This is a genomic window from Chromohalobacter sp. (assembly GCF_039830575.1).
Lineage (GTDB): Bacteria > Pseudomonadota > Gammaproteobacteria > Pseudomonadales > Halomonadaceae > Chromohalobacter > Chromohalobacter israelensis.
Genome location: NZ_JBDOOX010000003.1, coordinates 193,040 through 212,299 on the forward strand (window position 1 = coordinate 193,040; position 19,260 = coordinate 212,299).

General features: G+C 58.8%; 20 protein-coding genes. 7 read left to right on the forward strand and 13 right to left on the reverse strand.

Going from position 1 to position 19,260, the window contains the following annotated elements; translation table 11 throughout:
* Nucleotides 1-165 precede the first annotated feature (165 nt).
* The 6 genes from ABGX75_RS01885 (at nt 166) to ABGX75_RS01910 (ending at nt 4,926) form a co-directional block, all read left to right on the forward strand.
* Nucleotides 166-966, forward strand: a complete 801-nt coding sequence (locus ABGX75_RS01885) for an AraC family transcriptional regulator (protein WP_011505354.1) — start codon at nt 166-168, stop codon at nt 964-966.
* Nucleotides 967-1,046: 80 nt separating this feature from the next.
* A complete protein-coding gene (locus ABGX75_RS01890; protein WP_179152434.1) occupies nt 1,047-1,697 on the forward strand; it encodes a LysE family translocator in 651 nt (216 codons plus the stop codon).
* Between the two features lie 97 nt (nt 1,698-1,794).
* Nucleotides 1,795-2,304, forward strand: coding sequence for a TetR/AcrR family transcriptional regulator (locus ABGX75_RS01895; RefSeq protein WP_256985217.1), 510 nt, complete (start codon nt 1,795-1,797; stop codon nt 2,302-2,304).
* Between the two features lie 191 nt (nt 2,305-2,495).
* Entirely contained in the window at nt 2,496-3,680 is a 1,185-nt protein-coding gene (locus ABGX75_RS01900) for an MFS transporter (protein ID WP_347410843.1), read from the forward strand.
* Nucleotides 3,681-3,757: 77 nt separating this feature from the next.
* Nucleotides 3,758-3,931 carry a hypothetical protein gene (locus ABGX75_RS01905; protein WP_179152431.1) on the forward strand — a complete coding sequence of 58 codons (174 nt, stop codon included), beginning with the start codon at nt 3,758-3,760 and terminating at the stop codon, nt 3,929-3,931.
* Between the two features lie 122 nt (nt 3,932-4,053).
* The gene (locus tag ABGX75_RS01910; RefSeq protein ID WP_301968672.1) at nt 4,054-4,926 is read left to right on the forward strand and encodes an EamA family transporter; all 873 of its coding nucleotides are present in this window, start codon (nt 4,054-4,056) and stop codon (nt 4,924-4,926) included.
* A 54-nt stretch (nt 4,927-4,980) separates the two neighbouring features.
* Here the strand turns inward: ABGX75_RS01910 and ABGX75_RS01915 are convergent, their stop codons facing one another.
* The 13 genes from ABGX75_RS01915 to ABGX75_RS01975 all read right to left on the reverse strand — a co-directional run bounded on the left by ABGX75_RS01915 (nt 4,981) and on the right by ABGX75_RS01975 (nt 17,719).
* Complete coding sequence (locus ABGX75_RS01915; protein ID WP_347410842.1) at nt 4,981-5,616, reverse strand: LysE family translocator; 636 nt, start codon at nt 5,614-5,616, stop codon at nt 4,981-4,983.
* Between the two features lie 156 nt (nt 5,617-5,772).
* On the reverse strand, nt 5,773-6,264 hold the full coding sequence (locus ABGX75_RS01920) for a DinB family protein (RefSeq protein WP_347410841.1): 492 nt from the start codon (nt 6,262-6,264) through the stop codon (nt 5,773-5,775).
* Nucleotides 6,265-6,433: 169 nt separating this feature from the next.
* Complete coding sequence (locus ABGX75_RS01925; RefSeq protein WP_347410840.1) at nt 6,434-6,658, reverse strand: hypothetical protein; 225 nt, start codon at nt 6,656-6,658, stop codon at nt 6,434-6,436.
* A gap of 159 nt (nt 6,659-6,817) precedes the next feature.
* Nucleotides 6,818-7,297 carry an OsmC family protein gene (locus ABGX75_RS01930; RefSeq protein ID WP_347410839.1) on the reverse strand — a complete coding sequence of 160 codons (480 nt, stop codon included), beginning with the start codon at nt 7,295-7,297 and terminating at the stop codon, nt 6,818-6,820.
* 30 nt (nt 7,298-7,327) lie between these two features.
* Nucleotides 7,328-7,942: a hypothetical protein gene (locus tag ABGX75_RS01935; RefSeq protein ID WP_347410838.1), complete on the reverse strand. Its 615-nt coding sequence runs from the start codon at nt 7,940-7,942 to the stop codon at nt 7,328-7,330.
* 99 nt (nt 7,943-8,041) lie between these two features.
* Nucleotides 8,042-8,284 carry a hypothetical protein gene (locus ABGX75_RS01940; protein ID WP_347410837.1) on the reverse strand — a complete coding sequence of 81 codons (243 nt, stop codon included), beginning with the start codon at nt 8,282-8,284 and terminating at the stop codon, nt 8,042-8,044.
* A gap of 295 nt (nt 8,285-8,579) precedes the next feature.
* Complete coding sequence (locus ABGX75_RS01945; protein WP_347410836.1) at nt 8,580-9,281, reverse strand: DUF4145 domain-containing protein; 702 nt, start codon at nt 9,279-9,281, stop codon at nt 8,580-8,582.
* 128 nt (nt 9,282-9,409) lie between these two features.
* Nucleotides 9,410-10,141: a hypothetical protein gene (locus ABGX75_RS01950; protein WP_347410835.1), complete on the reverse strand. Its 732-nt coding sequence runs from the start codon at nt 10,139-10,141 to the stop codon at nt 9,410-9,412.
* Between the two features lie 22 nt (nt 10,142-10,163).
* A complete protein-coding gene (locus ABGX75_RS01955; RefSeq protein ID WP_347410834.1) occupies nt 10,164-10,907 on the reverse strand; it encodes a hypothetical protein in 744 nt (247 codons plus the stop codon).
* 389 nt (nt 10,908-11,296) lie between these two features.
* On the reverse strand, nt 11,297-12,238 hold the full coding sequence (locus tag ABGX75_RS01960; RefSeq protein ID WP_347410833.1) for a hypothetical protein: 942 nt from the start codon (nt 12,236-12,238) through the stop codon (nt 11,297-11,299).
* 465 nt (nt 12,239-12,703) lie between these two features.
* Nucleotides 12,704-14,911 carry an OsmC domain/YcaO domain-containing protein gene (locus ABGX75_RS01965; RefSeq protein WP_347410832.1) on the reverse strand — a complete coding sequence of 736 codons (2,208 nt, stop codon included), beginning with the start codon at nt 14,909-14,911 and terminating at the stop codon, nt 12,704-12,706.
* A gap of 205 nt (nt 14,912-15,116) precedes the next feature.
* Complete coding sequence (locus tag ABGX75_RS01970; RefSeq protein WP_280512633.1) at nt 15,117-16,856, reverse strand: methyl-accepting chemotaxis protein; 1,740 nt, start codon at nt 16,854-16,856, stop codon at nt 15,117-15,119.
* A gap of 386 nt (nt 16,857-17,242) precedes the next feature.
* Nucleotides 17,243-17,719, reverse strand: a complete 477-nt coding sequence (locus ABGX75_RS01975; RefSeq protein WP_287124489.1) for a GFA family protein — start codon at nt 17,717-17,719, stop codon at nt 17,243-17,245.
* A 262-nt stretch (nt 17,720-17,981) separates the two neighbouring features.
* Here ABGX75_RS01975 and ABGX75_RS01980 point away from each other — a divergent pair, with 262 nt between their 5' ends.
* Nucleotides 17,982-19,232, forward strand: a complete 1,251-nt coding sequence (locus ABGX75_RS01980) for a M20 family metallo-hydrolase (protein WP_347410831.1) — start codon at nt 17,982-17,984, stop codon at nt 19,230-19,232.
* Nucleotides 19,233-19,260 lie beyond the last annotated feature (28 nt).

Sequence of the window (19,260 nt, forward strand, 5' to 3'; positions counted from 1 at the left end):
GAGGTACCGGCCTAACACAGGGCATTCTGGTCATGACGACCAGACGAGGTAGACTCGAGACAGGAACCGCGACGACATCGACCGCAATCAATAGCTGGCCTTTGAAATCGACGAGATTACCTTCGCGCTGGGCTGAGCGCCCCTCGCTACCTCAGGAATCCTCCCATGACGCAGTTCTGGCGAGACCCGACGCTGCCTTTTGTCGAGAGCCGGCGGGCCACCGATAGCCGCGCCTGCTACCGGCCCCACAGCCACCCCACCCTGTCGATCGGTGTGGTCGACCGAGGCCAGAGCCAGTTCCAGTGCCAACGCCGCCGCGAGTGGCTGACACCGGGCTGCCTGGTCAGCGTGCCGGCGGGCGTGGTACATGACTGCAACCCGCTGCCGGATCAGCCTTGGAGCTACCAGATGCTGTATCTGGAACCGGCCTGGGTGAGCGAGGTGCTGGATGAGGCCTCGGCCGAGACCGACGCTGCCCCGACCCTGCCCTCGACGGTATTCATCGCCCGCGACGTCGCGCCTTACCAGGCCTTCTGTCGGCTCAATGCGCTGCTTTTTTCCTCGGCTCCGAGGGCCGACAAGGAGGCCGGACTGATCGAGTTCCTCGGCAGTCGCCTGTGGTGTCACGGGGACGCCATGGCCGTTCATTGGCCGAACTCATCCGACCTGGATGACCTCCAACGGCATCTACTCGAGTGCCTCGAGCGTCCGCCGTCACTCGAGGTGCTGGCTCGGGACCATGGCCTGAGCCGTTACCAGGTGATTCGACTGTTCCGCCGCGAGACCGGGCTAACGCCCCATGCCTGGCTGCTCGACCGGCGCATCCAGCAGGCGCGCCGCCGCTTGTGTCAGGGAGTGGAGCTGGCGGAACTCGCGCAGGAACTCGGCTTCGCCGACCAAGGCCACTTTCAGCGCGCCTTCAAGGCTCGGGTGGCGGCCACGCCGGGTCGCTATCGCAGTACCTGAGGTAACGCACTTTCTTTCAATACTATCGCCACGCGTCGACGCAGACTGGCCCTCCACGCACTCGAAGGGGCTTACGCGTCATGCTGCAACAGTTCCTGCTGGTCGCCGGAGCGCACTTCCTCGCCCTGCTCAGCCCTGGTCCGGACTTTTTCCTGATACTGCGCTACGCGATCGCCTTGGGCCGCGGGCCGGCGGCGCTGGTCAGCCTCGGCATCGGCCTGGCCAACGGCCTGTTCATTCTGCTCGCCATGGGTGGGCTCATGGCCCTGGACGCCGAAGCCGGCCTATTCATCGCCGTCCAGTGGGCCGGCGGTGTCTTTCTGCTTTACATGGGCATCCAGTTCATTCGCCAGGCGGGACAGACTCGTCTCGAGGCAGGCTCGCACCGCGAGGCAGAAGCCCCTGCGAGCACCGCGCCGGGCGCCTTGCTCGCCGGGCTGGCCTCGGGGTTGCTGAACCCCAAGAATGCGCTGTTTTATGCCAGCCTGTTCGCAGTGCTTCACGCGCGCAGCACGCCTGCTGGCGTCCAGAGTCTCTACGCGTTGTGGATGATCGCTGTGGTACTCGGCTGGGATCTGCTGGTTGGTCACTTGGCCGGCCATCCGGTGCTGATCCGTCGTTTCGGCCATGGCCTGCGACACATCGAGCGGCTGGCTGGCGCCCTGCTCATCCTGCTGGGGCTCGGCATCATCGCAGCCCGGCTCGACCCAGGGCTGCTCGCGGCCTTCTGAAGACCCGACGGCTCAGGCATCGAACATGGTGGTTGGGATCTTTCTTGCACATGTAAAATGACCGTTTTACACTGCCTGCATGGACATACGTACACGCTTGCTCGAGACCGCCGAGCAACTCTTCGAGCGACACGGCTTCGCCGCCACCGGCATGGACCGTCTGACGAGCGCTGCGGGCATCTCGAGCCGCACGCTCTACAAGCACGTCGGCAACAAGAACGGCCTGATCGCCGCCGTTCTGAACGAGCGCGACCGCCGCTTCCATCGGCTGGTGGAGGCCAACAGCATCGACGCCTTGTTCGCCGCGCTGGAAGCCTGGTTCGGCCAGGCTGGCGCCCGGGGCTGCCTGTTTCTGCGCGCCTGGGGGGAAACCGGCGGCGGCGTGCCCGAGATCGCCGAGGCAATGGAGCGGCACAAGCAGCGCCTGCGGGAGCGGATCGATGCCATCGTCCTCGCGGAGATCGGCCGGCACGACGACGACCTCGTCGAGGCGATTCAATTGCTGTTCGAAGGCGCGACTCACGCGGCGACGTATCGCGGCGAGGCCGCCGCCGATGCCGCGCGCCGCGCAGCGCACCGCCTGGCCGGTCTCGCGCGGATCGCGTAACGGCGGCGCCCGCATCGAACGCTAGCGGATCGCCAACCGCCGCCAGCGACACCGCCGAGCGCTGACCGTACAAGCGTCATCGGGTACACACGACCGGCGCCTGCGCCGGGGGCTCGATACGTCCGTAGTGAAAACGATCGTTTTACATTCAGCAACACGATGCTGACCACAGGCCGAGAGGAGTACACCGCATGGCGCGCACAGAGTTCCGCCTGATCGTCGCCGGCACCATGCTGATCGGCACCACCTACGGCCTGGCGCGCTTCGCCTACGGGCTGTTCCTGCCCAGCATGCGCGAGGAGGTCGGCTTGAGCGCTACCCTGGCCGGCATCATCGGTAGCGGTGCCTATGTCGGTTACTGTCTCGCCATCGTGCTCAGCGCGCTGCTGGTGGAACGCTTCGGGCCGCGACGGATCGCCGTCGTCGCCGCCCTGATCGCGGCGGTGGGCATGGCAGGCATCGCCGTCAGCACGCAGGCGATATGGCTGGCCGGCGCCGTGCTGCTCGCCGGGACGAGCACCGGCCTGGCCTCACCGCCCATGGCGCAGGCGGTATCCCGCGCGATCACCGCGCCCCGGCAAGGGCGGGCCAACACCGTCATCAACGCCGGTACCAGCCTGGGCGTCGCTGTCTCCGGACCGGTCGCTTTCCTCGCCACCGGCCAGTGGCGGCTCGCCTACGCCGCCTTTGCCGTCGCCGCGTTGCTCAACGCCCTGCTGTTGCTGATCAGCGTGCCACGCTCATGCGCCAGCGATACCGCCAAGGCGGTCGACGGCCAGGACGACGACCGCCCCGGCGGGCTCTGGCGGCCTCGTGCAGTGACGCTGATCGCCGCAGCCACCGGCATGGGAGTGGCCAGCGCCGCCTTCTGGACCTTCTCCAGCGAAGTGGTCATCACGTTGGGGCACTTCGAGCAGGCCACGGCCAACATCGCCTGGATCCTGATCGGCGTCGCGGGGCTGGTGGGCGGCGCGGCAGGCGACCTGATCGCACGGCTCGGCCTCAACACCGTGCATCGTGGCAGTCTCGCGGCGATGGCCGGTGCGCTCGGGATGCTGGTTCTCAGCCCCTCGAACCTGGCGGCGGTGCTCATCTCGGGCGCGCTGTTCGGCGCGGCCTACATCATGCTGACCGGCGTCTATCTCGTCTGGGGCATCCGGCTGTATGCGGACCGCCCCGCCATCGGGCTCGGGCTTCCCTTTCTGATGATCGCCGCGGGGCAGATCGTCGGCTCGCCCCTCGCGGGCTACCTGATCGGCAGCCGAGGGTACCTCGTCTGCTTCATCGCCTTCGCGCTGATCGCAGTGGCCACGGCTCTCATCGGCGCCAGGACCACCGAGCGCGCGGCGCTCCAACCGGCTTCCACTTCCCCCTGACATCTACGTTCCCGGTAGATGCAACGGCACTCACGGGACCTGTCAGGTTCTTGAAGGCAACGCGAGAAGGAGAAGGTATGCATAACGAGGCGCAGTATCGAAAAAGCAAGCAGGACGAGCGTTCACCCGACGACCGGGCCGAGCATGAGCAGGCGCTGAAGGTGATGTACATGCCGGCGATGCCGCCTACCGGGTTCTTCATCTGGAGCAGGAAGACACTCCAGCGACTTCTGACAAAGGTACGCTCCTGATGCACTTGGCGGCACACAGCACGAGACGGCATCCCCTGCGGGCCATGCCCCCAGGGGATGCCGGTTTTTTACAGCGGACCATGCGTCGATTTTCCACTTCTCCCTGACGACAGGAGCTCTCCATGGCAGGTGCAACGGCACTCGTGGTTCTCGCCTCATTTTGCTGGGGTTTATCGGGCGGCATCGGCGGCATGCTCATGGCGGACGACTGGGACGCGTTCGTCGTCTCGTTCTACCGAGGTGCCATCGGCCTGGTGTTCGTGCTCGGCTGGCTGGCGATCCGCCCCCGCCACAACGGGTTGAGCAACCCCCGCCTCTGGGGCTGGTCGGCAGTGGCCGGCCTGGGGGTCGCGGGCAACTTCGCGTTCTACTTCCTCAGCATCTCGCAGGGCAGCGTCGCGGTGGCGGCGACCCTGATGTACTCGGCGCCGATCTTCGTCTATCTGCTCTCGTTCGTGCTCAAGCTCGAAAAACCCACGCCGCTGAAGTGGGCCGCCATCGCGGTGGTGATGCTCGGCATCGTGCTGCTGACGCGCATCTATGACGTCGGCGCGGGCGGGATCACTCTGCTCGGTGTAGGCGCCGGACTGCTGGCCGGGGTCTCCTACGCGGTGTTCATCTTCGGGTTCAAGTACGCGGCACCGCACGGCAGCCCACAGGCCATTCTGGTGATCGCCTTCGCGGTGCTCGCCGTGCTCCTGGCCGGCCTCGGCGACACCAGCCAAACCCTGGACGTACTGCACACGCCGGATTGGCCGCTGTTCATCACGCTGGGGATACTCGGCGCCGGGCTATCGTTCATCTTCTACGTCAACGGCCTGCACCACACCGCCCCGGCCGTGGCCTCCATCGTCGCCATGGTGGAACCCGTCACCGCCTCGCTCTTCGGTGTCGTGGTCCTCGGCGAAAGCCTGGTGAGCATTCAGATCGTCGGGATGGTGCTGATCCTCGCCACGGTGACCGCGCTGAGCGTCTACTCCAGTCCCAAGGAGTGAGTTGGGGGCGGGAAATTCATGCAGCCGATGGAAAAACCCGCCGCCATCCTGATGTTACCTGGTGCTGGCGGCCAGACGCGCCCCCAGGGCAACGAACATGGCACCAAGGCCGCGATCCATCCACATCCCCACTCGCGGGCTTGCCTTCAAGAAAGCGCCCAGCTTTGCTCCCATCATCACCAAAGGGGGCTCGATAAAAGCCGCGACCACGATAATCAAGCTGCCATGCAAGAACAGCTGGGCGCCCACCGGCCCGGCGCCTGCCACGACGAATTGCGGCAAGAAGGCGAGAAAGAAGATGGCCACTTTGGGGTTCAGCGCGGACACCAGCACACCCTGCCAATAGACCGACTGCGCCTTTGCGTCCCGGCCCCCGCCATTGGAAATAAAAGAATCCCCCTTGGACAACAGCATCTTGACGCCGAGCCATATCAAATAGGCAGCCCCTACCCACTTGACCACCGAGAACGCCAACGCCGATGTGGCCAGAATGGCCGACAATCCCGCCGCTGCCATGACCACATGCAATGCTGCCCCGGACCATACGCCGAGCATCGCAGCGAACCCATGTCGACGCCCACTGCGTAGCGTCTGCCCGAGAATGAACGCGATATCCGGCCCTGGAGAAAGGTTCAGAAGCACCGCCGCTGACAAAAACGCCAGCCAATGTACCAACGAATAATCGAACATATCGAAATCCCTTTATTTCTACGTCAACGGCTTGTGTCCAAAAGCCCTATGCTCTGTCTGAAAAATCGACGAGCGATGATCAGACAAAGCGCAACGACCGCAGGAAGTAACAACCGAAGGCTAGCCCAAAGGATGAGCGTGGCGAATCAAAAGCGCTTATGTCTCATCACCCGGCAGCCCGATCAGGTCGGTAACGCCGACATCGATGCCTAACTGGAAAAGAAGCGTTGTAGTCTGGCCACGATGATGTGTCTGATGGTTAAAGAAATGTGAAAGGGCAAACCAAAGCGGATATCGCCGAGGCACGGGATTTACGATACCGGTATAGATCAAGTCTTCGTCTAAATCTTGCGGAGAAAGCGAGGCGACCCATTCGATGATACGGTTGTCCTCAGCCTCGCGCTCGCTTCGAAGCACGTCGAAATCTGAGTAGAGCTCATGATCTAGTGACGTGACATGAAATGGCTTACCCGTAAACCGCCCCATCCAGACTCGGTCAGTAAGTAGCAAATGGTTAAGAGTGCCATGAATCGATTTGAAAAAGGCACCCATATCGCGCTTTCGCTTCTCATCTGACAATCCAGAGCAGCACTCGTAGATTTTCTGATTCATCCAGCGATTATATCGCGCCATCGTTTGAATATGCATTTGGCTTACGCCCTCATCTGTCTCGTCGCCCAACGCTGCAGGGATCTCATCCTGGTGCTCAGCAAGGCTGCCAACGCAGAACTCAATTCGTCTTCGCGCTGATCGCGGTGGCCTCGGCTCACCTCGGGTATAGCACCGCTGGGGACGTGGTGCTATCCAGCGTCACGCCTCATGAGGCGGACGTGAAGTCGATGCGACCCGCCAAACGCATCAGCTCGCCTTTTGCCGGCGTGACCACCGTGTGCGCCTGACGCGCTTCAAGATCCAGCACGTGCACGATGGTGCTGCCGATATGCTCTTGCCAAGAAAGCATGATCAAGCCATCACGCAGTGCCACGGCGTCGTAATCGACCGTATCAGCGAAGCCGAGGTTATCACCGGCAACGATCTCCACGGTGAGCGTGCTTTACGTCTCGATGGTGATTCGTGGCGTAAAGGATGGAAAATGAATCTCCAGTACATCACCCATGCGCAGGGATGGCCGAACCTCAGGCTCCATATTCACTCCTGCTTGCAGAAAGCATCCATCCACGCGTAGCGCACTGTCAGGCCTTCATTGGCCGCAGCGAATGTCGGCCTCACACGCGACCTCAAAATTCACCGAATTCGCAATGAAGCATAGCGAATGCGCTTTCTCGTGAAGAGATTTCGCCAGCTCGCTATCGTCATTTTCGCCGATGCTGACGATGGGCTTGAGTGTCACTTTATCGAAATGACCGCCGCCGCTTTTGGTCTCAACCATGCGCCCTTCGGCGTTGTCCTCGTAACTCGACACCGTGATGCCGGCATCAGCGCACAGATGTAGATACCAAAGCATGTGACATGCAGAGAGCGAGCTCAGCAAAAGCTCCTCCGGATTATAGCGGGACGAGTCGCCAAGAAATGCCGGATCCGCCGACCCGGCGATTGTTGGTTTATCGCCACAGGTTATTTCATGATCGCGCGAGAAGGCGCGGTAGTTCTTTGTACCTTCGCCTGAATTACCGGTCCAGACGACGGTAGCAGAATAATTGTGCTCGCCTTTCTTAGCCATTGACACATTCCTCTAAGGTAAGAGACTCGTCTAAGAACCAAGTTCAGCATTCCTGTCGCTCGGCAGCTCTGGAAGCCGACTACTCACTCGTTCGCGGTAATTTTCTTTAGAGATAAAATTAGCATAATGAGGAATACCAATAACCCTGAATTCCTGAGACAGGTTTCTTTTGACTATCTTTTCAGCGTCTTTTCCTAAGGCGACGAGAACCGGATGGGGAAACCCGAGAACCTTGATCTCCTCGCGAAGCTTTTGAATACTTTCTCGTTCAAAGTCTTTGTTATGTCTTAGAAAGCTCATCATATTGCCCGATACTTTTTCCTCAAAATCCTTGACTACATCTGTCATGTAGGCGCCCCAATAATCAGTACCTTTGAGAGCGTGCCGAATCTTGAAGTCGGTCGCCATCGGTCGAGAGTCATGGAAATTACCAAGGGGGCGCTCAATCTCGCGTGAGATGTTCAATCCAAGCAGGATCGCATTTGCATGCACTATTTGGAGAAGGTTCGGATTTTCATCAGGATTCAACACCGATAGATCATCAATATTGTCTTTGGGCTTCACTCCTTCGTCCGCCCATACAGCCCAGCTTGCAAAGTGGCCGAAACGTTCACGTATCTCGAAAAACCTTTCAATATCAATCATATTTTTCCTATTTAACAACTAAGCACCTGGGCGCGAGTTTATGAACACCCCATCGCCGCTCTCGGCGCAGTGCTGCGACTGGCGATGAGGCACGACCACTCACGCAAGCTCCCAAGGTAAATCACGGCGACCATTAACGGGCTTGAGAATACCTCTATCACGTAATTTTTGCGCAGCCCATCGAATATCATATTGCCATGTGTATAGCAGATCGCCTGATCCTTTTAATTCACCTTCGTAGTGTTCCCAAACGTACTTCGACACCTCACGCGGCCAGCCACTACCGCCTCGCTCCTGTAGACACCGGATAATCCAGTCCTTCATATCATCTCTGGTAGCCATAAAACCTTCCTGATGGTGACCTTATAACATCTGTGGTTGCGGTAAATTGTGAGTACAGCGAGTATTTTTCCTGCAGCCTAAATTTTTTATCCGCGGCCGGCTTGCACCTTCCATCCATCGTCCTTACCGAAAGCCAAGATGCCTTTTGCAATAATGAATTCAAAAACTTCCACTTTCGTACCTGTATAGCCGCTCATACCCGCCTACTCTCGCTGAGCGAGCGTGCGCTTCGCATACTCATAGGCCAGAATTTCCACTAAACCGGTGGAAGTGCACGGTCAACTGCAGCGGGCTGTTATGCACTGTCACTACGGCGCTCTTTCCGACGGGCTTCCGCTACCCTAAGGCGCTCTGGCTCGGTATACATGCGTTCGAGAAGGATTTTGGTAAAGTCCAGCAGATCCGCGGCATCGTCCTTGTTTAAACTCCCCGCATGCGCGCCATCGTTGCCGTCTTCGCGTAAGCAAGAAGACAGGTCTCTAAGAGCTTCCGGCAGATAGCCGTGATCGAAAAGCCATGGCAACCTCAGCCCGAGGTTTCGTCGAATACGATTGTTAAGACCATTAATGTCTTCTACTGGCGTCATTCCACGCGTAGCTATATCGACGCAAAGTCGGAACATCGTTCCTGCCGCGTTGTAGCATCCAACTGCTTGGCATGTCGCGCCCTCGCGAAATACCGCATCGATGTCATCCGGTACGTGCTCGGGCGGCTCTTCCGCTAACCTGTCTTTCAGGCCAACAATTCCCTCTACGTCGACGAAACGGTTTACCGCACCAGAAATACCGGTAAGCCCATTTCTGTGAACAAAATCGTAATTTCCATTTACACTTTCTGACAAAACGAAGACTGTTGACCTCAAGCATTGTCTGCAGATAGAAAACGCTTCATACCAAAATTGCCAGCCATGTAGTTGGCGCGTTTTAATAGCGCTGTAAAGGTCAAACGTGATTTTGTTTGCACCACATCTTGGGCAATCGGCTACTAACTCTGCCACTTTTTCTCTCACCTCATATCGATTCACTACGGAATGTATAACGCAGAGCGCGCCGGTGGCCTTTACGCCGCTTCGCTCTGTAAAGGCCATCCGCGTGACGCGCTTGGTTATACGCTTTAAAACTAAGGCTATGAAGCTTCATTTCTCACCAAATACGCATAGGATATGAGATAGCTAACCAATATCCGATATTGGTCATGAAAGAGCGGGAAGGATAGATTATTGTTTGCCGGCACTTCCACGATAAACACCTTGCTCGCATAAATAAACTGCGACACAAACGCCTCATGATCTCCGCGGTTGTCGCCAATTCCTGAGTCATTAATAACTTTTGCAACAAACTTTTCAGGATTTTCGATCGTGCCTTGATTATGTGCAATAGCATGTCGCATTTTCTCTACTAGATGCACAGCAACACGCAGATTTACCCCAAATGCGTTACTCCTTTCGGCAGCCTTGATTCCGGGGTAATTCTCAGAAAAATGTACAAGGATTGGGTTCAAGTTTCTGCCAGCTCTGCCATTAACCTCACGATATGATGCCTTCAAGAATTCCTCGAATTTCTCAAAAGCGCTCATGAGAAGCCAACAATACTGACTATTTTTGTGCCAATAGGTTAACCGCTTTAAATCCTCGACTGATGCCGACCGGAAGCCGTATTTTTCGGGGATTCCAGTAAAAGGGTTGTCGAAGATGAAAGCCTCTCTGCTAACAATTTCCGAGAGGCTATCAGAATCATAGCTTTCAAGGATCTCAAACTCTCGCTTGAACGCGTGATGAACCACCTGCTTCACCTGATTAAGATCCGCAAGGCTTTTCAATAACTCATCGTATAGATGCTCTATCACAGCTACATCCATGCTAAGACGATACCGTATAACGCTAGCCATTAGCCACGCCAGCTTTGCTGGCGTCTGTTTCCATGGCTTTGTTAGCGTTTTTCTTGATCAAGAGTTTCCGCTCGGGTGTACAAAAACCCGCGCGATCCATGCTGGCCTGGATATAAGCTTCGCACTTCAGTTGAACTTCCTCCCCGCTCAAGTAAAAGCGGGGATCCTGACAATACACCTCATAGATGTAGAGTTCGGACATCACGTCTAAGAGCAAACACAAGCGTACACAATTTTCTTTTGTCCCAAACTGGGAATCGTTAAGAAGGTGGGACGCTAGATGTCTATTGAAATTTGCATGCGCTTCCCCATCGCCTGAGGGTTTAAACAGATGCTCCGTTAGTAGCTTGTCGGCAACTGTTACGTAAATCTCGTGAAAGAGGGGATTGCCGGGACATGGTTGTCGCCGATAGGAATTAGCGATAAATCGTTTAACTTGCTTGAAGCTCGGCTTACCTCCCTGTCCTGAATAACCTAGCCATCTAAGGATCACTCCCTCCACTACGGGAACCAATGTCAAGTACGCGCTGATGTAGTTCTCTCGATAATAGGAGACCACGCCAGCCTCGATAATCGCGGCGCAACCTTTGAATATAGGGAGAGCTTCAAAGCGTCCTTTTTGCTGAAGCGCCCTCATGCGAGGTGCCATCGCAATTTCCTCGAGGGCTGGAAGGAGTATATTTTCATCTAGTGTGTCTCCGGCTACTAAGTCCTTTAGTTTACGATAGTCAGCCATGGTGCTCTCCGGCGGGAGGCACAGAGCTACGTTCGAGAGGACTTCATTAAGACGAAGGATTCCGACCACTTCCTCGTTGGACGTACATGCGACGTTTGGGGCAGCCTCATCCTTCGTTCTTTTCTCACGCGCTTGCTCTAAGTGTAGCCGGTATACCTCCGCGCTTACGCGAACCCACTCGTTTTCACTCAGGTCGAGGCCTGACCGGATGTTCTTCAGCGTCTCTCCCTTCTCGAGCGAGGACAGCACCAGATTTGCTTTATCGTGTACGTTCACTACCCTCCCCTCCGAATACCAATTTTTCACGCTAACGCCAAGCTCACGCGCCGATTTGGAGCCGCGAAGAGGCGGAAAATCGGGGGAAGTCCAGGTCGCTGTGCAGCTGATTGTTATGCTTTAAGATCCTCAAAAAGGTCCAAAAACCTTACTTCCAAGTAATCTAAACTTTCAAAATTGAAGTTTATATATCTTTTTTCACCTTTTTCGACTCCGTAAGGCTTTGAGTATAGGAAGATGAACGCCCGATGATCCTCAGAATTTCTAATCTTCTCTAAGCGCCTGACAACCAGGTTTCGAACGGGATACTGCTCTATAATATCATCATGGATAAAGAAAGCCGGCCTTATTTCCTGGCCTTCCCAAGACAGGTTCTGACCAAACTTGATCTGATAGCACCCTTGATTTTCCAAATAGTCTACAAATGCCACACCCCAATAGATCAATTTATCTTCGGGGAGAGCCTCAATCGTTTGCTGATAGACACCTTTAAACAGGCTTCCATAACTTTGATCTCTTCCAGAAATATTTACCTTATTTTCCGAAAGAGCTTGGGTTTTCCGGTACCTTATAAATTTTGAAACTAGAGATCTAACAGAATAAAACTCAGAGCCACTACGTACCTCACCATCCCTCACCAATCGCTCGCGACGCCTTTCTGCCTTTTTCTTTTGGGATTTTTCGCCAGACATATCTGGGTTCTTTGCAAACTGATTATCGGGACGCTTCAGGTGAAATACATCGGGTATTTCTTCAGCTTTGACAACCTTTGCTTGAGTTCCCTCATCACCCGCAACTTCTACAACGCTACCTTCGTCTTCTAATGTAGCATCAAAGTCCGCAGAATGCTTATAACCTCTGAAGTGAGGTGACTGATGCATATCTTGCTTTTCTTTGGCTATGTTGATGCATGTGACTTTTGCATTGCAAAATTCTGACGGACAAACAAAAGCGGATTTGTCATTGATAACACCTGCCCAGAAGAGGTCATAAGCAAGCTCTGGATCAATGATGTCTCCGTATTCGAGACTATACGCCTCCTCTAGTGATGCCATTCATCCACTCCTTTTTGCATAACAGGTATTAGCTAGCACGCTCGCTTCCCACTTGAACGCGCCCGCGTGTTCAATAAATCTTATCTAGCCCGCCATTTCGCATATAAGTCATTGATTTAAAATAAAATTAAAAATAACTCGGCAATCCATGCAGACTTCGCGCGTTTTATCGGAGCCAGCGTGTGGAGGGAGAAGCAGCGAACGGTCACAGGCCTGGGCACGCTACCGCCCCTACCCTGCAAGCCGTGATGCGCCCTTGCCATCACATGCGGTAGTCCCAGCGTCGTTCTTTTACATGGCCATCTAAGTAGCCTTAGTGAATCAGAGTATTCAAGTGTGGTGATGGATGCAAAGCGGCGGTTGATCGTATGTCGAGGCTCTGGCGTCAATGCATGGAGGGGATAATGCCCTCTCCGCCGAGGCGCGCCGTGCGTGGCGGTGACGGAGAGGGTGGGGAGGTGCGGTTTACGAGGTGGCGATGCCAGCCCCGGCGGCGCGCGCGGCGTGCAGCTTGCGGTAGCTTTCGATCAGGCGCTGGTGGCGGTCGATGCCTTCCAGTCCCATGCTGGTGGGCGTCAGCCCGGGGAAGCGTATCTCGTCATTCACCGCGCCGATCACCTGGCGCATGGTCTCTTCGCCGAACATCCGCGTGAGGTTGCGGTGGTAGTCGTTGAAGTCGAGGTCATCGTCCAGGGCGATCTCCAGCACCGCCTGCATGGCCTGATGGAACAGGCCGCGCTGCACGGTGTTGTCGTTGAACTGCAGGAACATCTGGACGTGCTCCAGCGCGGCTTCGTACTCGCCCAGGGCGATCTCGATCAGCAGCTTGAGCTCGAGGATGGTCAGCTCGCTCCACACGGTGTTGTCGTCGAACTCGATACCGATCAGCGTGCCGACCTTGATGTGATCGTCGAGCTGGCTTTCTTCCAGGCGCTCGAGCAGGTCGGCGAGGCGCTCATCCTCGAGTGTGTGCAGATGGAGAATGTCCGCCCGGAAGTCCAGCGCCATGTTGGTGTTGTCCCACACCAGGTCTTCGACCGGGTACACCTCGGAATACCCCGGCACCAGGATGCGGCACACCGGCGCGCCCAGGTCCTCGTGTTCCATCACGTAGGCTTCCAGGCCCTGATCGGCGAGCAGTCCGTAGAGGCGCTCGGCTTCTTCCGCAGTGGTGCCGGCGAAGTCCCATTCGTGGAAGTCGAGATCCGTGCGGTCGCTGAAGAAGCGCCAGGAGATCACCCCGGAGGAGTCGATGAAGTGCTCGACGAAGTTGTTGGGCTCGGAGACCGCCAGCGAGCTGAAGGTCGGCTGCGGCAGGTCGTTCAGGCCCTCGAAGCTGCGCCCCTGGAGCAGCTCGGTGAGGCTGCGCTCCAGCGCGACCTGGAAGCTCGGGTGCGCACCGAAGGAGGCGAACACCCCACCGGTGCGCGGGTTCATCAGGGTCACGCACATCACCGGGTAGCGGCCGCCGAGCGAGGCGTCCTTGACCAGCACCGGGAAGCCCTGGGCCTCCAGTGCGGCGATGCCTTCCTGAATGCCGGGGTACTTGGCCAGCACCTCTTCCGGCACGTCCGGCAGGACGATCTCTTGCTCGATGATTTCCTTCTTCACCGCGCGCTCGAAGATCTCGGAAAGGCACTGCACCTCGGCCTCGGCGAGCGTGTTGCCGGCGCTCATGCCGTTGCTGAGGTAGAGGTTCTCGATCAGGTTGGAAGGGAAGTACACCGTCTCGCCATCGGAGCGGCGCTTGAACGGCAGCGCGACGATGCCGCGATCCTTTCGCCCGGAGTTGGTGTCGATCAGGTGCGAGCCGCGCAGCTCGCCGTCCGGATCGAAGATCGCCCGACAATGTGCGTCGAGCAGCCCGGCGGGCAGCGCGTCGTCGTCTTCCAGCGGGAACCAGCGCTCGCTGGGATAGTGAACGAAGGCACTATCGGCGATCGCCTCGCCGAAGAACTGGTCGTTGTAGAAGAAGTTGCAGGAGAGGCGCTCGATGAACTCGCCCAGCGCCGAGCACAGCGCCGCTTCCTTGGTCGCGCCCTTGCCGTTGGTGAAACACATCGGCGAGGCCGCGTCGCGCAGATGCAGCGACCAGACGTTGGGCACGATATTGCGCCACGAGGCGATCTCGATCTTCATGCCCAGATCCTCGAGGATCCGGGTCATGTTGGCGATGGTGCGTTCCAGCGGCAGGTCCTTGCCCTCGATCCAGGTTTCGCTGCCTGCGTCGCCGTCCTTGGCATTCGTGCCCATCAGCAGCGCCTGGGCGTCCTCGTCGATGTTCTCGACCGTCTCGATCTGGAATTCGGGCGCGTTCTGGATCACGCGCTTGACGCTGCAGCGCTCCGCCGCGCGCAGGATACCGGTGCGGTCCTTTTCGGAAAGGTCCTCCGGCAGCTCCACCTGGATCTTGAAGATCTGGTTGTAGCGATTCTCGGGGTCGACGATGTTGTTCTGCGACAGCCGGATGTTCTCGGTAGGGATGTCCCGCGCGTTGCAGTACAAGCGCACGAAATAAGCCGCACACAACGCCGAGGAGGCCAGGAAGTAGTCGAACGGACTCGGCGCCGAGCCGTCGCCCTTGTAGCGAATGGGCTGGTCGGTCTCGACGGTGAAGTCGTCGAACTTGGCCGCCAGCCGCAGGTTTTCGAGAAAGTTGACCTTGATTTCCATGTACACGAACCGGGTTGGTGTCGGGTGCGCCCAGGGGGCGAATTGCCCGCCATTATCCGGGTTTCAAGCGGGTGTGTCTTGGGTGGGGAAGCGATGATCGGGTGCAACGTCGAAGGACGCGTGGGCTCGATGCCAGACGACCGCCGGCGGCGGTCGTCTGGCATGTCATTCGCCTCGAACGGTCAGCGAGGCATTCAGTCGGGAATCAGAACGTCTCCCACTCTTCTTCCTCGGTAGTGTGCCGCGCAGTGTGACGGGTGCTCGCCAGACGTGGTGCGGGCGCGGATGTAGACGCCTGCTGTTGTGCGCCGCCGGTGGCGGCCCAGGACTGCTGCGCCGAATGCCGTGCGTCCTGCGCAGAGGCCGTGCCGAGCTCGAAGGCCGACATCAGCTCCATCAGTTTGTGGGCACGCGCCTTGAGGTTGTTGGAGGCGCTGGCGCTCTGCTCGACCAGGGCCGCGTTCTGCTGCGTGACCTGATCCATCTGCGCGACGGCTTCGCCGGCCTGCTGCACCCCGTCGCTCTGCTCGGCGGTCGCGTTGCTGATTTCTTCCATCAGCTCGGTCACGCGTTTGACGGAAGCCACCACGTCCTCGGTGGTCTTGCCGGCGCGCGTGGCCAGTTCCGTACCCTGCTCGACACGCTTGCGGTTGGCGGTGATCAGGGTGTTGATCTCCTTGGCCGACGCCGCGGAACGGCTGGCCAGCTCGCGCACTTCCTGGGCGACCACGGCGAAACCTCGGCCATGCTCACCGGCGCGCGCCGCCTCGACGGAGGCGTTGAGCGCCAGGATGTTGGTCTGGAAGGCAATGCCGTCGATCATGGTGATGATATCGGCCACTTCATTGGAGCTGGCATCGATGTCGCGCATGGTCTGCACCACCTGGGTGACAACCTCGCCACCTTCTTCGGCGATACTCGAGGCATTGGCGGCCTGCTTGCGCGCCTCGGCGGCATTGTCGGCGTTGTGCTGGACGGTGCTGCCCAGCTCTTCCATGGCGGAGGCGGTCTCGGCCAGCGAGCTGGCCTGCTGCTCGGTACGGGAGGCCAAGTCATTGTTCCCCTCGGCGATCTGCTCGCTGTTGGTGGCCACCGATTCGGCCGAACCGCGTACTTCCCAGACCGTCTTCTTCAGTCGCTCCGCCATCGCCACCTGGGCGGCCATGATGCTGTTGCGATACTGCGGTTTCAGCGACACCTGACGGGTCAGATCGCCATTGCCCACCGCCTCGGCGAAGGCCTTGACCTCGTAGGGCTCCGCACCGAACTCGCGCAGCAGCAACCGGGTCAGCAACGTGGCCACCAGCCCCCCGATCACCAGGGCCCCCAGGCACAGCAAGATCATGGTGATCTGGAAATTTTCGGCGATATTGCGCGCAAAGCCGGTTTCGGCGGCATTGAGCTCTTCTTGCAGGGTGATGAAGGTGTTGATGTCGTCGAGCCAGGTGCTGAAGGCCGGCGCCGCTTCGTCGAGCAGCAACTGCTCGGCCCCCGCAATGTCGCCTGCCTGACGCCGCTCGAGCACTTCCTCGATCAGCGGCATGGTCGTGGCCTGAATCTCCTGGATAGCGGCCAGGGCGTTACGCTCTTCGGCAGTGACATTGCTCTCCGAGAAGATCTCCCGCATGCCGGTCGCAGCCTCGCGGTAGTCGCCTTCGAGGCGCCGAATGTCCGCCAGGATCGGCGCCAGGTCGGCCTCGTCGTCGACCAGGACCGCATCGCGCACGGCGATGGCGCGATCGTGCACGCTGCCTCGGAAATCGACCGCATACTGCTGCTTGACGCTGTTGACGTCATTGATGACCTTCATGCTGTGGTCGATCAGGTTGACCTCGCGCACACCCTCGGCGGTCAGGATGATCATCAGCAAGAGCACGCTGGCAAAGCCGGCCGTCATCCGGGCCCGAATCGTCGTTCCCCGTAGCCATGAAAAAAGGTTTTTCACTATGTTATTCCTTTCCCTGCGATTCGAAGGAGGCATATGCATCGAGAACGCCTAGCGACCAGAAACTCTCGTCATATACAAATCTTGTACAGAAGGTAAAGTATTGTACAAAGAAATGCCAGCGATTCCTGACGAACCGTCTTCCTGAGTCACTGCGGGCAGTCACGAGAACGCTGGACGGGGGCGCCCGCGGCTCTGGGTCAACGGCACCAGGCCACGAGGCTATCGACGCGGGATCGTCGAGGGCATCGCCTTTTTACGAACGGTCGGAAGGATTCAACGCCGAGACCACCGAGCCGGCACGAGGCCCAAACTGATGGCGGGCAGCATTCCAGGGAGAACGACCCGCCATTATCCGGGTTTCAAGCGAGGGATGTCTTGGGTGGCTACGCGCCGTCTTCCAGTCCCAGCCGCTGATGCCATTCGGCGATGCTCTCCTGCGGGTAGACGGCGAAGCACTGGTCGTTTTCCCGAGCGTCGACCTCGACCCAGCTGGCTTTGCTGTCGAGCATCAGATGAACGCGCTCGGGCGGTATGGGCAGAGGCGTGTCGATGGCAGAGGCGAACGGATGCACCAGACTCGGCCATTGAGGATCGAAGACCCACAACGCGCTGGCGCAATGCCGGCAGAAGTGGCGCTCGCCGGTGCTGGTATTGCCATCGATGACGGCGTGATAGACATTGATGTGCTCACGCCCCTGCACGTCGAGCGTCTCGGCGCGACCGCTCAAGTTGATGGCATAGCCGCCGCCTCCGGCGGTCTTGCGGCAGATGGAGCAATAGCAGCGCTGATAGGGATAGGGGTGCGGGGAATCGACGCCGAAACGCACCGCACCGCAATGGCAGGAACCGTCGAGTCGCATGGGGCATCTCCCGTGGCAAATGTACCTGTCAGTCTAGATGCGCATGCCCGACGGTACAGAACGGACCGGCAGAACGAGGTCACGGACGATCGACCGGCATGCTCATGGCCAACACTTGAGTCGATATCGACTCAAAAGCGCTGGACCGGGGATCTCACGCTGTCCCAAACCGCCCATACCTTTCTGTATTAAAAGGAAAATCTACCAACCGGCACAGTACTCGCTTGGTATGGCGCACAATGCCAACCACGAGGAATGGTCCATGCCCGGCGCCACCCCCCGCGTTTCCATCGACAGCGATCGACTCTGGAACTCCCTGATGCGCATGGCCGAGATCGGCCCGTCTCCCAATGGAGGCAGTCGCCGCCTAGCCATGACGCAGGAAGATGCCGCAGGGCGACGGCTGCTGCTCGATTGGGTCGAGGCTTTGGGCTGCACCTGGCAGCGCGACAAGGCAGGCAACCTGTTCATTCATCGCCCCGGCCATGAAAACCGCCTCCCGGCCGTCTCCCTGGGCAGCCATCTGGATACCCAACCCCTGGGCGGGCGCTTCGACGGCGTGCTGGGAGTGCTGGCCGGCCTCGAGGTATTCCGTACTCTCGCCGACAACGACATCACGACGCGTCGTCCGCTGTCGCTGATCGTCTGGACCAACGAGGAGGGCAGCCGATTCGCTCCCGCCATGGGCGGCAGCGGTGTCTGGACCGGGCGCCTCGATGAAGACACGTTCTTCACCGCCACCGACAGCCAAGGCGTAAGCCTGCGTGAGGCCATTCAGGCCTGCGACGAAGCCGGTGACCTCCCCCTCGGCGAGCAAGACCTCGACGCCTATTTCGAACTGCATATCGAGCAGGGGCCGGTCCTGGAGGAGCAAGGCGATCCGCTAGGCATCGTGACCGGGGTCCAGGGCATTCGTTGGTACGACCTGAGCCTGCGCGGTCAGTCGGCCCACGCCGGCCCCACGCCCATGAGCTATCGCCATGATCCGCTGATGGCCGCCACTGCACTGATTCAAGCGCTCAAGGAAGAAGTATTGGCGGATCCGGAAGGCGCCGCCCGCCTGACCGTGGGCGACTTCCAGGTCGTAGAACCCTCGCGCAACGTGATCCCGGGCGAGATACACCTGCAACTCGATCTGCGCCATACCGATGATGAACGCCTCGCCGCACTGGACGCCACGGTGGAGCGCCTGGCCCGGACCGCTGCCGAGGCCGAGGGCGTGACGCTTTCCCTCGAGCGCCGCTGGCACTCGCCGGTCACGCCTTTTGACGACACGCTGATCGCATCACTGGTCGAGGCTGCCGAGGCCCGCGGGCTGGAGGCCCCGACCATGATGAGCGGTGCCGGTCACGACGCCGTTCATCTTTCCCACGTCACGCCCACGGTGATGATCTTCGTCCCCAGCCGGGACGGCATCAGCCACAACGAAGCCGAGTATACCGAGCCCGAGCATTGTGCTCTGGGCACTCAACTCCTGTGCGATGCCGTACTGGCCAGGGCCGAACGCGTATGAGTCGAAAACGACTCGACCGAGTCCATTT

Excerpts from the sequence above, each read along its gene's own strand:
- ABGX75_RS01950 (WP_347410835.1), bottom strand. The coding sequence starts at position 10,141 with ATGGATGTAGCTGTGATAGAGCATCTATACGATGAGTTATTGAAAAGC.
- ABGX75_RS01980 (WP_347410831.1), top strand. The coding sequence starts at position 17,982 with ATGCCCGGCGCCACCCCCCGCGTTTCCATCGACAGCGATCGACTCTGG.
- ABGX75_RS01890 (WP_179152434.1), top strand. The coding sequence starts at position 1,047 with ATGCTGCAACAGTTCCTGCTGGTCGCCGGAGCGCACTTCCTCGCCCTG.
- ABGX75_RS01885 (WP_011505354.1), top strand. The coding sequence starts at position 166 with ATGACGCAGTTCTGGCGAGACCCGACGCTGCCTTTTGTCGAGAGCCGG.
- ABGX75_RS01960 (WP_347410833.1), bottom strand. The coding sequence starts at position 12,238 with ATGGCATCACTAGAGGAGGCGTATAGTCTCGAATACGGAGACATCATT.
- ABGX75_RS01920 (WP_347410841.1), bottom strand. The coding sequence starts at position 6,264 with ATGCATATTCAAACGATGGCGCGATATAATCGCTGGATGAATCAGAAA.
- ABGX75_RS01930 (WP_347410839.1), bottom strand. The coding sequence starts at position 7,297 with ATGGCTAAGAAAGGCGAGCACAATTATTCTGCTACCGTCGTCTGGACC.
- ABGX75_RS01935 (WP_347410838.1), bottom strand. The coding sequence starts at position 7,942 with ATGATTGATATTGAAAGGTTTTTCGAGATACGTGAACGTTTCGGCCAC.
- ABGX75_RS01940 (WP_347410837.1), bottom strand. The coding sequence starts at position 8,284 with ATGGCTACCAGAGATGATATGAAGGACTGGATTATCCGGTGTCTACAG.
- ABGX75_RS01965 (WP_347410832.1), bottom strand. The coding sequence starts at position 14,911 with ATGGAAATCAAGGTCAACTTTCTCGAAAACCTGCGGCTGGCGGCCAAG.
- ABGX75_RS01975 (WP_287124489.1), bottom strand. The coding sequence starts at position 17,719 with ATGCGACTCGACGGTTCCTGCCATTGCGGTGCGGTGCGTTTCGGCGTC.
- ABGX75_RS01915 (WP_347410842.1), bottom strand. The coding sequence starts at position 5,616 with ATGTTCGATTATTCGTTGGTACATTGGCTGGCGTTTTTGTCAGCGGCG.
- ABGX75_RS01900 (WP_347410843.1), top strand. The coding sequence starts at position 2,496 with ATGGCGCGCACAGAGTTCCGCCTGATCGTCGCCGGCACCATGCTGATC.
- ABGX75_RS01905 (WP_179152431.1), top strand. The coding sequence starts at position 3,758 with ATGCATAACGAGGCGCAGTATCGAAAAAGCAAGCAGGACGAGCGTTCA.
- ABGX75_RS01910 (WP_301968672.1), top strand. The coding sequence starts at position 4,054 with ATGGCAGGTGCAACGGCACTCGTGGTTCTCGCCTCATTTTGCTGGGGT.
- ABGX75_RS01955 (WP_347410834.1), bottom strand. The coding sequence starts at position 10,907 with ATGGCTGACTATCGTAAACTAAAGGACTTAGTAGCCGGAGACACACTA.